The organism is Sporolactobacillus sp. PKPK-6 (assembly GCF_056678885.1).
This window is the reverse complement of the sequence record NZ_JBWXPA010000001.1, coordinates 1,460,881-1,474,235: the sequence shown is the minus strand read 5'-3', so window position 1 is coordinate 1,474,235 and position 13,355 is coordinate 1,460,881. Positions and strand designations below refer to the sequence as shown.

13 protein-coding genes are annotated in these 13,355 nt (G+C 47.2%); 11 read left to right on the top strand and 2 right to left on the bottom strand.

The window, feature by feature from the left end; translation table 11 throughout:
- Positions 1 to 199: 199 nt before the first annotated feature.
- Complete coding sequence (locus AC1MBV_RS07070; RefSeq protein ID WP_480947975.1) at positions 200 to 3,130, bottom strand: insulinase family protein; 2,931 nt, start codon at positions 3,128 to 3,130, stop codon at positions 200 to 202.
- Between the two features lie 202 nt (positions 3,131 to 3,332).
- Between AC1MBV_RS07070 and AC1MBV_RS07065 the strand changes: the two genes are divergently transcribed.
- From AC1MBV_RS07065 to AC1MBV_RS07035, 7 genes are all read left to right on the top strand, one after another.
- Positions 3,333 to 3,752 carry a DUF1801 domain-containing protein gene (locus AC1MBV_RS07065; protein WP_255747422.1) on the top strand — a complete coding sequence of 140 codons (420 nt, stop codon included), beginning with the start codon at positions 3,333 to 3,335 and terminating at the stop codon, positions 3,750 to 3,752.
- Positions 3,753 to 3,923: 171 nt separating this feature from the next.
- Entirely contained in the window at positions 3,924 to 4,718 is a 795-nt protein-coding gene (locus AC1MBV_RS07060) for an aldo/keto reductase (protein WP_255747420.1), read from the top strand.
- 11 nt (positions 4,719 to 4,729) lie between these two features.
- The gene (locus AC1MBV_RS07055) at positions 4,730 to 4,936 is read left to right on the top strand and encodes a hypothetical protein (RefSeq protein ID WP_480947974.1); all 207 of its coding nucleotides are present in this window, start codon (positions 4,730 to 4,732) and stop codon (positions 4,934 to 4,936) included.
- Positions 4,937 to 5,053: 117 nt separating this feature from the next.
- Entirely contained in the window at positions 5,054 to 5,482 is a 429-nt protein-coding gene (locus tag AC1MBV_RS07050) for a hypothetical protein (RefSeq protein ID WP_480947973.1), read from the top strand.
- Positions 5,483 to 5,712: 230 nt separating this feature from the next.
- The gene (locus tag AC1MBV_RS07045; RefSeq protein WP_255747382.1) at positions 5,713 to 6,450 is read left to right on the top strand and encodes an IclR family transcriptional regulator; all 738 of its coding nucleotides are present in this window, start codon (positions 5,713 to 5,715) and stop codon (positions 6,448 to 6,450) included.
- 27 nt (positions 6,451 to 6,477) lie between these two features.
- Positions 6,478 to 7,665 carry an MFS transporter gene (locus AC1MBV_RS07040; protein WP_480947972.1) on the top strand — a complete coding sequence of 396 codons (1,188 nt, stop codon included), beginning with the start codon at positions 6,478 to 6,480 and terminating at the stop codon, positions 7,663 to 7,665.
- Positions 7,666 to 7,681: 16 nt separating this feature from the next.
- Positions 7,682 to 8,137: a heme-degrading domain-containing protein gene (locus AC1MBV_RS07035; protein ID WP_480947971.1), complete on the top strand. Its 456-nt coding sequence runs from the start codon at positions 7,682 to 7,684 to the stop codon at positions 8,135 to 8,137.
- A gap of 40 nt (positions 8,138 to 8,177) precedes the next feature.
- Here the strand turns inward: AC1MBV_RS07035 and hemH are convergent, their stop codons facing one another.
- Positions 8,178 to 9,146, bottom strand: a complete 969-nt coding sequence (gene hemH / locus AC1MBV_RS07030) for a ferrochelatase (protein WP_480947970.1) — start codon at positions 9,144 to 9,146, stop codon at positions 8,178 to 8,180.
- A 140-nt stretch (positions 9,147 to 9,286) separates the two neighbouring features.
- Here hemH and AC1MBV_RS07025 point away from each other — a divergent pair, with 140 nt between their 5' ends.
- The 4 genes from AC1MBV_RS07025 to AC1MBV_RS07010 all read left to right on the top strand — a co-directional run bounded on the left by AC1MBV_RS07025 (position 9,287) and on the right by AC1MBV_RS07010 (position 13,303).
- Positions 9,287 to 9,790 carry a P-loop NTPase family protein gene (locus AC1MBV_RS07025; RefSeq protein WP_480947969.1) on the top strand — a complete coding sequence of 168 codons (504 nt, stop codon included), beginning with the start codon at positions 9,287 to 9,289 and terminating at the stop codon, positions 9,788 to 9,790.
- Between the two features lie 147 nt (positions 9,791 to 9,937).
- Complete coding sequence (locus AC1MBV_RS07020) at positions 9,938 to 11,122, top strand: MFS transporter (protein WP_255747419.1); 1,185 nt, start codon at positions 9,938 to 9,940, stop codon at positions 11,120 to 11,122.
- Between the two features lie 444 nt (positions 11,123 to 11,566).
- Complete coding sequence (locus AC1MBV_RS07015; RefSeq protein WP_255747372.1) at positions 11,567 to 11,989, top strand: MarR family winged helix-turn-helix transcriptional regulator; 423 nt, start codon at positions 11,567 to 11,569, stop codon at positions 11,987 to 11,989.
- 48 nt (positions 11,990 to 12,037) lie between these two features.
- Positions 12,038 to 13,303, top strand: a complete 1,266-nt coding sequence (locus AC1MBV_RS07010; RefSeq protein WP_480947968.1) for an MFS transporter — start codon at positions 12,038 to 12,040, stop codon at positions 13,301 to 13,303.
- The last annotated feature ends 52 nt before the right edge of the window (positions 13,304 to 13,355 follow it).

Genomic DNA, 13,355 nt, shown 5'->3' with positions numbered 1-13,355 from the left:
AGGAAAAGTGAGACCGAAACGCTGAAGAGTTAGACCGAATCAAGGAAAAGTGAGACCGAAACGCTAAAGAGTTAGACCGAATCAAAGGAAAGTGAGACCGAACCTCAAAAAGTTTAAACCGAATCTCGAATCCATGAAAGATCAAAATCTAAAAAAAAGAGCTATGAGCAGATCGCTCACAGCTCTTTCTTTATCTGAATCAGTCGAATATGTTGATGCAGGATTGAAACAGGTCTTTGTTTTCTTGGATTTTTCCTTCATTGCCGAGGACGCAGACCAGACCTTGATCGGTAACTTTTTTCAGCAGTTTGCCGAATGCCTGAATATCCGACAGCTTTGTATCAAGGACATTGTCGCGTGTTTCCTGTACGTCGGCCTGGGTAATGTTTTTGAAATATTGAGCATCGGCCATGCTGCCCTTGCCGCGCGGGGTCAGCGGTGTATCTAGGTCAGACAAGGTTCCGATAATATATTTCGTCATTTCGAAATCGTCGGCGTCGAACGCTTCAGCGAATTTTGCTGCTTCATCGTAGATCGCCAGCGTTTCCTTCAGGTTCGGGTCACGGTATGACCAGAAAATCATGTTGCCCGCGGACTCGAGTGCGAGGCCACATCCGTACGCACCGCCCATGACGCGTACCTGGTTCCACAGATAGTCAAGCGACAGAATTTTTTTCAAAACCTGAAGCTTGCCTGTGTAATCGAAGCCGAGCGATTTGAAGTTGGCACCCTTGGCCGCGTACTGGACCTTGCTGGATGTCATCAATCCTTCATTTTTCGCTTCTGGCGCCGGCAATTGATTCGAGCTGCGGCCAGGAGCTGATTGTGTCTGCAGATCCAGTGTGCTGAACTGCTTCTCAACCGCACTCAGTAGTTCGGAGTTGCCCGTTACGCTTGCAGTCAATGCAGTTTTCGTAAACAGCTGCTTTGCAAGTGACGCGAAAGTATCGGACAACTGGTCGATACGCGCATCCCAATTTTTATCCAGATCTGAAATAAATTGATAGAAATCAAGGCCGCGCAATTTTTCGCTGTAAGCCGCTGCCTGCGAGAAGTAGGACCCCAGTCGACGGACGACAACGGATTGACCATTCTGGTTGAAGGACATCTCCACGCGCGACTTGATCTCTTTGACAATTTCGCGAATACGTGCCGCATTGTCAAATTTGCTGTGATACAGGATTTCATGGATCAGCGCGAACGCCTGAGGCAGCTTTTCCACAAGCACTTTGGTTTTTACGGAGAACTTCGGTGCATAGGCGTCATCATCTGATTTGTCACTGAAGGTCTGATTGTCAAAATCAATGCCGCCGGTTTGAATGTTGATTTCGCTGACCAAATCCGAGTAGGCGTATTTTTCCGTATCGACTTTTCCAAGTACTTCCTGCAAAAGTGTAAGACAGGAAATTTGATCTGCAGGGACCGCCGTCGCATCAAAATAAAGATTAACGTAGGCAATCTTGTTGCTTTCCAGATCATGGTAGAGTGTTTTGACGTCGTCGATTGCAGTCTCCTTGAGCGGTAGGTCTTCCGCTTTCCGCTCAACATCAGACAGCGCAAGGGTCGGGATTTTACGCAAATCTTCAGGAGTATCAGCACTGGATTGACGCTCTTTCAGCTTTTTCGTCTCATCAATAATTTGTTGCACGCCTTCCGCATCCAGCTTTTGCTTTGCATCTGCTAAAGCAGCTTCGACTTTCTTCGCTTCTTTTTCCGCAATTGTTTTAGACGGCGCAATCGTAACAAAAGTTTGGTGATTGCTGTTAATCAGATATTTTTCAATCAACGCTTCGAAATAGTTGCTCGTCAACGCTTGCTTGATTTTTGCCAAGGTGCTTTCAAATTTCAAATGTATGAACGGATCTTCGTCATACAACCAGCTGCCCATCGACATAATGCTGTAGATCAGGCCCTTCGGCATGGAACCGTAATCCGCTTCACGCAGCTGGAATTCTTTAACGTTGATCGCCGCTTCAATCTGTTTTTTATCCAAACCGTCTTTGACGAACGTTCTCAGCGTATCGAAAACAACCTTCTTAAAGGCTTCCTTCTGACTCTCGTTTGCATTCTTTACATTTACTGAGAAAAACGGCTGCAGAATGCTGTTATCGTAGGAGCCGAACACATCCTGACCGATGCCTGCGTCGAGAATTGCCTTTTTCAGCGGTGCGGCAGGACTGTCAAGCAGCAGATAATCGAGAATATCGAACGCCAGATACGTTTCCGGATCGGTAGAGGTCGACACGGCGAAATTCATGCTCAAATATGTTTTATCATTCAAGTCTGCATCAGGGAGCACCGGATATTCCTTGATGATTTCATTAATTTTGCCAATCGGCTTCTGTACTGCGATTGAGGAATCGACCTCAATGCGATCATAACCGGCAAGATAAGCCTGATCGAGATAGGCAAGCTTCTCTTCAATATCCATATTTCCGTACAAATAAATGTAGCTGTTGGCCGGACTGTAATATTTTTTATGGCATTGCAGGAAGTAATCGTAGGTCAGATCGGGAATGTAGAGCGGATCGCCGCCGGATTCATAGCCGTAGCTCGTGTCCGGGAACAGCGAGTTTTGGTTCGCGCGCATCAGCAGTCCTTCAGGGGAAGAGAAGGCACCTTTCATTTCGTTGTAGACGACACCTTTGTAATGGATCGGATCGTCTGCTTTTTCCAGTTCGTAGTGCCAGCCTTCCTGCTGCAGAATTTCCTTGTATTTATAAATATTCGGATGGAAGACCGCATCGAGATAGACATCCATCAGGTTCTGAAAATCTTTGTCATTTTTACTGGCTACCGGATACATCGTTTTGTCGCTGAAGGTGAACGCATTTAAAAACGTATTCAGCGAACCCTTGAGCAGTTCGACAAACGGTTCTTTGACCGGATATTTATCGGAACCGCAAAGAACCGAGTGCTCAAGAATATGAAAAACGCCGGTGTTATTTTCCGGAGGCGTGCGGAAACTGATCGAGAAGACTTTGTTGTCATCGTCGTTTTTCAGAAACAATAACCTCGCGCCGCTTTTCTCATGCTCGAACACATAGGCTTCTGAGTGAATGTCTTGGATTGTGTCGGTATGCAGCAGTCGAAAACCATGGACTACCTTATTTTGAGTGAGTGTTTCCATTAAGTAACCTCCTATTAAAACATGTTTCGCTTCCAAGCGAGCGCACGCCACGTTGAAAATGGCAACACTTTTATTATACAGTATTATTTAGAAAATAATGCCTTTGACAATCCGCATTTTCCGTGATCTCGCGTCTTTGTTTAAAATGTACAGGAAAGGTCATTTTCATACTGAAGGCAAAAAAATGAGTGAGGTGACGAATATGGGCTACGAACCAAAAACGAAAGAGACCGACAACAGTGTGATTGAATTTATTGAAACGGTGGAAAATCCGAAAAAACGCGAGGACACTTATCGGTTGCTCAATCTCTTTACAGAAACAACTGGTTATGAGGCAAAAATGTGGGGACCGAGCATTATCGGATTCGGCTCGTATCATTATAAGTACGCCTCCGGGCATGAAGGCGATGCCCCGCTTACCGGATTTTCTCCGAGAAAAGCGAAGATCAGCCTGTACCTGATGATGGAAGATGAGGATTATGAAAAATTTGCACCGGATTTTGGCAAACATACACGAGGAAAAGCCTGCATCTACGTCAATAAGCTTGCGGATATAAATGCCGAGGTGCTGAAAAATATGATTCATACGGCTGTGGTCTTTTCAAAAAAGCAAGACTGCTGAATGAAACCGGGGGAAAGTAGTCATTCTGATCATGGTTACTTTTTTGTGCCTATATAACAATAAGGTGCGTACTATTTAAAAAGAACTTTATCTTTTATACTTAATAAGAAGACTTATAAAGGAGGGTGACCATTGACACAGAAAACAGTGGTTTTAAATAATGACGTATCAATGCCAATCATGGGGCTGGGCGTATTCAGAGTGAACGATCAGCAGGTTGCTGCCGAGTCCGTGCAGACGGCGATTCATTCGGGCTATCGCCTGATTGACACAGCTGCAATTTATCAGAACGAGGCCGGTGTTGGAAAAGGAATCAAAGCGGCGCTCAAAGAAACGGGTCTTACGCGCGAGGATCTGTTTATCACCTCGAAAGTGTGGAATGCAGATCAAGGATACGATTCGACCTTGAAGGCATATCAAGAAAGTCTCGATAAACTTGGTCTGGATTATCTTGATCTTTACTTGATCCACTGGCCGGTTGCCGGTAAATATAAAGATACATGGCGTGCGATGGAACATTTATATAAGGAAGGAAAAGTGCGCGCCATCGGTGTCAGCAACTTTCAAATCCATCATCTTGAAGACCTGCTCAAGGACGCCGACATTGTTCCGGTCGTCAATCAAGTGGAGCGTCATCCACGACTCTCACAGCTGCCGTTAAAAGATTATTGCGAGAAACATGGCATTCGTCTGGAAGCTTGGGCGCCCTTAATGGTCGGCGAGCTGCTCCAGGATGAAACGATTCAAGCGATTGCCGGGAAATACGGTAAATCAGCGGCTCAAGTTATTCTGCGTTGGCATATTCAAGGCGGCGTGATCGCTATTCCGAAGTCAGTCAACGCGAGCCGCATCAAGGAAAACGGACAGCTCTTTGATTTCGAGCTTACAGCTGAAGACATGGCAGCGATCAACGCACTGAACACAGATCACCGCACAGGCGCTGACCCGGACAATTTTGATTTTTAATTGAATACACGTTGCGGCCGATTCCATTTGCGGAGTCGGCTTTTTTTAATGGGCAAAACAAATCGGTGGAAGCGGTCGATCAACTTCGCAAACTGCTCGATAAATCGATGAAACTGCTCGATAAAATCGTCAAAGCGGTCGATAAATCAGTGCCGGTCGCATCTGACGCACGTGATCAAGCGGAAGCGGTGATTCCGATGGGGCAGAATCGTGGTTGACAAATTGGCGAATTTCTCTTACACATTTTCTAGAATCTACATTTTTTTTGCTATACTTTAATTACAAAAATGAACAGACATCATGAGCGAAGCAATTGTACGGAAGGAGGGAAACGGATGAGTGAAAAGGTACTTGAGTTAATCCTCGATAAGCTGACAAGTATGGACAGCCGGTTCGATCACTTGGAAGAACGTATTGATCATCTGGAAAAACGTATCGATCAAATCGATTTACGCATGGACCATATTGAGTCACGTATGGATCGCATGGAAGAAAAACAGGATCTGATGCAGACGCAGCTTAATGAAACGAACCGGATTCTTAAAACCGTTCACAGTCGCCAGGAAGCAACCGATGCGAAACTGACAGCGCTGAGCAGCGACGTCGATAAGCTGCATGGCTATGTGAAAAAAATTGATGAGAAAGTCGATCACAATCAGCAATCCATGGATAAAATGTTCGAAAATCAAGCTGCGATCTTTGAAATGCTCGGCGAACATGATGTCTCGATCCGCGCATTAAAAAAGAAAGCAAGGTCATCGTAACTCGCAAGCAACACCACAGATAAAATCCGCGTGAAAAATCCTTCAAAAGAAACGCGTACACCGACTCAGGCTCCAAAATCGAATAGATCTAAAAATGCCGGCAGCACGCGAAGCTTCCGGCTATTTTAATACCCGTCCCCAAGTTTCAATTATAGAAACAATAGAATCGATATTTGATTTCCGGCCTTTTTCTGTTTAAGATGAGCACATCCAAGAAAGAGGTGAACCGAATGAGTCAATATGAGGTGGCCACCTTAAAAAAGGGACTCCTGATTTTGGATGCTTTGCGTCAGACAGAAGAGCTGACACTTAGCGATATGATTGATCAATTGGACTTAAATAAATCCACTGCTTTTCGTTTGGTCTATACGCTTGAAGCGATGGGCTACGTGAAAAAAGAAGGAAAAGCCTATCGGGCAAGTCATAAACTCAGCATCTATTCCGCACCTGAATCAGTAAAAGTGAATTGGCTGACGGCGGCACCGCTTTATCAGCTGAGCGCGGAGCTTGGCGAAACCGTCTATGTGGGAACGCTGATCGGAACCGATATCGTCACCACTCAAGTGGTTGATGGAAATCATGCGATTCGCAGTCATTCGGAAATCGGTGACCGGGCGCCGGCACATTTAAGTGCACTGGGAAAAGCCATCCTTGCCTTTCTCAATGATCATGAGCGCGAGTCCTTGTTTCGACAGCTGACACTCGTGCGTAAAACAGAGAAAACGTTCGCCGATTTTCACTTGCTTCGTGCCCATTTAACCGTCATACACGATCAGGGATACTCCGTCGATGATGAAGAGACGGAAGTCGGTCTCCGCTGTGTTGCAGCACCGATTTTTTATCATGATCGAGTGATTGCTGCAGTGGCCTTATCCGGACCGGCATCCCGGCTCATAAAAAAGAAAGACAGACTCCTGAGTAAAAAATTGATGGCTTGCAGCAAGCAAATTTCTAAATTGCTTGACTGATGGTACTTTTTTAATGGAGGTTTAACAATGAAAGAAATGTCCACAAAGGCGCTCGTTGGCATCTATTCTCTGGCAATCAGTGCGTTTGCGATTGGCACGACCGAATTTGTCATTGTCGGCCTGCTGCCAACGATTGCCGCAGATCTTCAAATTTCTGTGACGAAGGCCGGGACACTGATTTCGGGGTATGCGGCAGCGATCGCGATTGGCACACCAATCATTGCAGCACTGACCGGACGTATCCCAAAGAAAGGCTTTTTAATTCTTCTCATGACCGTTTTCACACTGGGAAATGTTGTGGCGGCCGTTTCCGGAAACTATGAATGGCTGATGCTGGCACGTGTTCTTACAGCGGTCACGCACGGCGTTTTCTTAGCGATTGCTGCGGTCGTTGCTGCTTCACTTGTACCGACTGAGAGAAGGGGAACGGCGATTGCTATTGTGTTTACCGGATTGACAATTGCGACCATCGTCGGTGTTCCTCTAGGCACATTCATCGGACAGCATTTTGGCTGGCGCGCGACCTTTGTTCTTATTGCTGTGCTGGGCTTAATAGGTCTGATTATCAACGTGTTCACGATTGACCGCATCAAACAGAATGCACAGGTACCCACGCTGAAGGACATGATGCAGTGCATTGGCAACCCGCGCATTCTCATGGCCTTTGTCATGACCTGTCTCGGCTTTGGCGGAACATTTACCTTATTTACCTTTTTATCGCCGATTCTCGAAAAAGTGAGCGGATTTTCTGCATCGTCCATTTCATGGCTGCTGCTTCTCTACGGTGTGGCCGTTGCAATCGGTAATATTTTGGGCGGGAAAATGGCCAACACACATCCTGTAAAAGGACTGCGTCTGGTTTTCCTGCTCCAGTCCGTCGTGCTTTTGCTGCAGATGTGGCTGTTGCCGAATAAAACGTTGAGTCTTATTTCGGTCTGTCTGCTCGGTCTGTTCGCATTTATGATGTCGCCGGGTGTTCAGGCGTACATGGTCGGCCTTGCCGAGAAGCTATTTCCTGCAGCAAGTGATATTGCATCTGCATTAAATATTTCCGCCTTCAATGTAGGTATTGCTGTCGGATCAACCCTGGGCGGATGGACCGTCGATTTCTTTACCTATCTGGATACGGCTTGGGTCGGGGCATTGATGTCCGGTACGGCTTGTGTACTCGCGATCATCAATTATCGGTTGGATAAAAAACAAAAACTATTTTAATGGGGGGGCACTCACGATGACCTTGCAAGAATTAGAACAGCTCGAAAATGAACTGCAATTTGATCAATTCACTAATGAAGATGCGCTTCAGCTTGGATTATTGCTGATTGACTATGCAAAGGGAAACGGCAAGTCAATCGCGATTCATATCGAACGTAATCGCGTACCGCTGTTCACCTATCTAATGGAAGGAACCTCTGAGGAAAACGTCTACTGGTTTGGGAGAAAGAAACGAGTGGTAGACCATTATAATCATAGCTCCTTTTATATTGGCAAGCGCTTTGAGGCAGGCGGCATGACCCATGATAAAAATTCACTGCTCCCGCCTTCCGAATATCAAGCGGTCGGCGGCTCTTTCCCGATTCGCGTTCGGAACGTAGGGGTCATCGGTTCGGTCACCGTTGCCGGAATGACGCCGCAGCTGGATCATGACTACGCCGTTGCCGGAGTGCAGAAATTTTTAAAGAAATAATTGATGCAGAAAAAAGATCGGGACAGCTTCCCGATCTTTTTTAATTGGAGTAATGCAGTCTTCGCCGCACCAGATCTTCCAGACAATCAATAAAAAAAGGATGATCATTGGCGGCAGGAATGTAGCTGAACTGCTGCCCGCCTGCTTCATAAAAGGCTCTGGCATTTTCTTGCGCAAGTTCCTGCAGCGTTTCTAAGCAATCGGCACTGAAGCCGGGTGCAATCACGGCGATCTGCTTTGCGCCTTGTGCGGCCAGCGCGCGGACCGTATCAATCGTCGCCGGTTTCAGCCATTCCTCGTTGCCGAATTTCGACTGGAAGGTTTCTAAAATCGATAGCTCCGGAAACTGCTGCTTGATGAGTTCGGTTGTGATTTGGCAGCGCTGCGGATAGTCATCGCCGTTTTGCGCGTAGCGAATCGGAATCCCGTGATAAGAAAGAAGGAGCCGCTCAGGCATACCGTGCTCGGCAATAGAGCTGCGGATGCGATCAGCCAAGGTCGCGATATAGCTCGGCTGATCCGGATAATCACGAATGAACGTCAGCTCAGGCAAATCGCGCCAGTCGGCAAGAGAGCGCTGCAGTCCGTCCCAGATTGAACCAACCGTCGTCGAGGAGTATTGCGGATAAAGCGGTACGACAACAAGACGGCGCACGCCCCATTGATGCAGCTTTTGTAATTCCGCGTCTAAATTAGGCTTTCCGTAGCTCATCGCCAGCACAACCTTCACGCCGGTATCGGTCAATCGTTCCTGAAGTGCCGCCTGCTGCCGGCGTCCATTGAGCAGGAGCGGTGAGCCTGCATCTGTCCATACGGATTGATAGAGCATTGCCGATTTCTTCGGACGCACGCGCAGAATGATGCCGTGCAGAATCGGCAGCCACTTCCAGCGCGGCAAATCAATCACGCGCGGATCGCTGAGAAATTCGGCCAAATAGCGGCGTACCGATTTTTCATCCGGAGCATCCGGTGTCCCGAGATTGACGAGCAGTACAGCAGTTTTTTCCATGAAGAGAGGCTCCCGTTCATTACAGAATAAATCAAGTGTACCAAAAAATGCCGTCACGGACGCAGAAAATGCAAAAATTTGTCTGGTTGATCATGCTCGGATCCGCTACACTGGAGAAAAAAACGGATGGAGGGGAACCCATGAAAATCTATATCATCGGCTCGGTCGGCAGCGGCAAAACAACCTTGGCTCGGAAAATCGCAGAAAAAACGGGAGTCGCTGCTTATGAGCTCGATAATGTGGTTTGGGAGCGGCATACTGATGGAGACAGGCGCCGGACACCGGCGGAACGCGATGCCGTTTTGCAAGACATACTGAAGACAGATGCGTGGATCATTGAAGGTGCTCAGTACGCGGATTGGGTACTGCCCGCCATACAGCGTGCGGATCGGATTCTTTTTCTAGACCCGCCAAACCGCATCCGAAAATATCGAATTCTCAAACGGTTTGTCCGACAAGAATTGCGTTTGGAAAAAGTCAACTACCGGCCGACCCTTCACATTCTCCGACGAATGTTTGAGTGGAATGCACAATTTCAGACACAGGGGAAGCAGCGAGTTTTACATGATTTCGCACTTTTTCAAGAAAAGACGGTTATTCTAAGAACCAAGAAAGACATTCAAAACATTTTGAATCTGATATAATGAGAGCATCAAAAAATAGGGGGACTTATCTATGCAAAAAGTACAACTCTTCTTCTCAAATCAGGAAGCAGGGGGCTGCATGGACTAACGTTTGTACGATCTCCTGCTTTCCTAATTAACCCAAAAATTAATTAGAGAGTGGGAACGATTTTGAAAACAATTGCTTCATATAATATCCGCTTATTATTTTGGTCCGACTTTTTCGGCACCATGAATTTCCTACAGCCGGTCATGACACTTTTTTATATGCAGCGCGGCTTGAGCGCGCAGGACATTTTCATCGTACTGTTCTGCTGGAGTGCCGCCGTGCTGATTGGGGAGGTTCCCACCGGCGTGTACGCAGATCGTTTCGGTGCCAAATGCTCCTTTATTACCGGTGCCGTGCTCAGAATAGCGAGTATTGCTTTACTGCTTTTCGCATCGGAGCCATGGATGTTTTTTGCATACAGCTTTATCAATGGTTTTTCCGTCACCTTTTATTCGGGAGCCGATGAGGCATTCATCTATGAGTCTCTGAAAGAAAGTGGCGAGGAACATCGGATGGATCAGGCGATGGGGAAAATTCAATCCGGCAGCTTCATTGCCATGATTGTCGCGGTTCTGTTCGGAGCCTACGCGGCAAAAGACTTGAGCACGTCGCAATTTGATCTGCTGATTCTGCTCACCATTGCGTTTCAATTGGTTGAACTTGCGCTGACACTCTTATTGAAGAAGCCGAAACGCGCCGCAGAACCGTTCGAGAATCCGCTTCGCCAGGTCAAGGAAGGCTTTCTTGTGATCAGGCACAAGCCGCTCCTGCTGTTGATGTTCCTAAATGTCACGCTCGTGTTCATTCCAGTGGGTGCGGTGTTCAAGAATTTTGACCAGCCGTTCTTGACTCATGCGGGCATACCGGTTGAAGTCGTCGGTTTGTTCTATGCAGGTGCCGCCGTGCTCGGATTTTTCGCCTCGCGTTCAATCGGCTGGCTGACCGATCATTATTCGCGTATTGCGCTAATGTTCGTAACCGGCGCGTTGTCGGTTATCGGCTTAGTCTTGGCAGCATTTACGGGATCGACGCTGTGGCTTGCGATCGGTGTATTCATTTTACTGCGGATCGTTCAAGTGATCCGATATCCGATCTATTCGCAGATCAGTAACGATTACATTCCATCAACGGTTCGTGCGACGACGATCTCGCTGCTGTCGATCGTCGACTCATGCTGCGACTTGGCTGTATTTCTGGCCTTGTCCTTTGTAGCAGCCGGTAACTCAATGCAGTGGATCTTCCTTGGTGCCGCAGCGATCGTCTTGATCGGCATGCTGCTGCCGATTCGACCATTAAAAGAATAAGTGATGAAGAGGGCGTCTCAAAAGTCTGTTTTTGACTTTGAGATGCTCTTTTTTACAAGTGGCCAAACAAGAGCTTGTGAATCAAAGTGCAGGCACGAGTCTGCACGAGGTGGCTCCCGGATCGTCTGCGGCAAGTGCTCAATTTGATAAATAGATGGAGAATTTCCGCTTATTTAGAATACGAACGATAAAATAGCTTAAATAGATGGAGAAATTACGCTTATCGAATCGAAAAACGTAAAAATGGAAGGCTTTGCTTTGCATAACCGGAAAAATTACTCTTATGTACTCGCGAAAAAAGCTCCATGGTGCACATAACCGGAATATCTCCGCTTATTTTACGTGCGACTGACCGTCTTGACATCTTAAACCAGTTTTTATATATTTAGTTGTACATACAAACGAAAATTAAAAACCTTAAAATAAAAAAGGAGGCGCTGCAAAGTGAGCGACTTTCGCTATAACTGTCTCTATTTTACAACCAACCGATTAAGTCGGGTCATCACTAAAATGGCGGATGAAGAATTCGCGCCGACCGGGTTCAGCCCGATGTACGGTTATTTACTGTTACTTGTTATTGAGGATCCGGGGAGCACGCAGAAAAAACTGGCCGAACAATTGGATATTGCGCCCTCCACATTAACGCGATTTATCGAGAAGCTTGAACGAAGAGAACTTGTGCGCAGGAAGACGCAGGGAAAAACGGTGCTTGTTTATCCGACTGCCTCCGGACGAGCACTGGAACAAGAGATTCGCAATGCGTCAAACCGACTTCATCAAAGGTATGAGCGCGTGCTGGGCAAAGAAGCATCTGATCTTTTGTCACAAGAACTAGTGCGCTCAAGTGATCAGCTTAAAGAAAAATAAATGAACCGAGTATTGTATACGACGAAAAGAAAAGACTTGAGGTGACGTATGAAGTTAGCAAAAATACACTATGGCTGGGTTGTTGTTCTGGTCACGTTCCTGACGCTTCTTGTTTCCGCCGGTGTGCGATCGATGCCGGGCGTGCTGATTGTTCCATTTCAGAACGAATTCGGCTGGAGCCGCGGCAGCATTTCCAGTGTGATTTCGATTGGCATCCTATTATATGGCTTGGTTGGTCCGTTCTCGGCGATTTTACTGCTGCGTTTCGGGATACGAAAGATGGTCGTGATTTCGCTGACAGTACTTGGAGCGAGCTTGGCGTTGACACCAATAATGAATGCTTTATGGCAATTCGAACTATTATGGGGACTTGTTTCCGGATTAGCCACGGGTATGATGGCGAATGTGCTTGGAGTAACCGTGAGCGGCAATTGGTTTCAGAAGCGGCGCGGTTTGGTTGTAGGAATATTGACAGCCAGTGCAGCGACCGGTCAGTTGCTTTTCCTTCCATTGCTCGCCAAAATAACGGTTGATGCCGGCTGGCGCTATGCGATGATCACAATTGTCGCAGTGATCGCGGTATTAATGGTTATCGTTGCCGTTTGGATGCGTGACCATCCGTATGATTTGGGTCTTGCGCCATATGGATCAACAAAAGTGGTCAAACCGGAGCAGATCAAAGAGAACGCATTGCTCGCGCCGCTGGTTGCACTGCGATCGTCCTTAACGAATCGCACGTTTTGGTTGCTTGCCGGCACCTTTTTCTTCTGCGGATTCTCGACCAACGGCTTAATTGGGACACATTTCATCCCGGCGGGCCACGATCATGGTATCCCGGAGGTCACAACGGCGGGCATGTTGGCGACGATGGGTGTATTCGATCTGCTTGGCACCACGTTGTCCGGCTTGCTGTCTGATCGCATGGACAGCCGAAAGCTTCTGTTTTGGTATTATAGTCTGCGCGGGCTTTCGCTTCTTTTTCTTCCCTATGCGCTCGATGCTTCGAATCCAATGTTAATGATTTTTACCGTTTTCTATGGCTTGGACTGGATTGCAACCGTGCCGCCGACGGTGAAGCTCGCCGCAAAAGAATTCGGCAACGCAAAAGCGGGCATGATCTTTGGATGGGTGGCAGTCGCCCACCAGCTTGGGGCTTCCATTGCCGCATATGGCGCCGGAGCGATGCGCGACATGCTCGGAAGCTATAACGTTCCTTTCATCTCGGCCGGGGCGGCATGTCTGCTCGCTGCGATGATGTCGCTTTGCATTGCGAAAAAGACTCATGTGAACAGCCTAGACGGTCGACCAGTTTGACCCTTTTTAAATGACAAACTACGAATAGGATAAAAAGACACTTAATTAATAA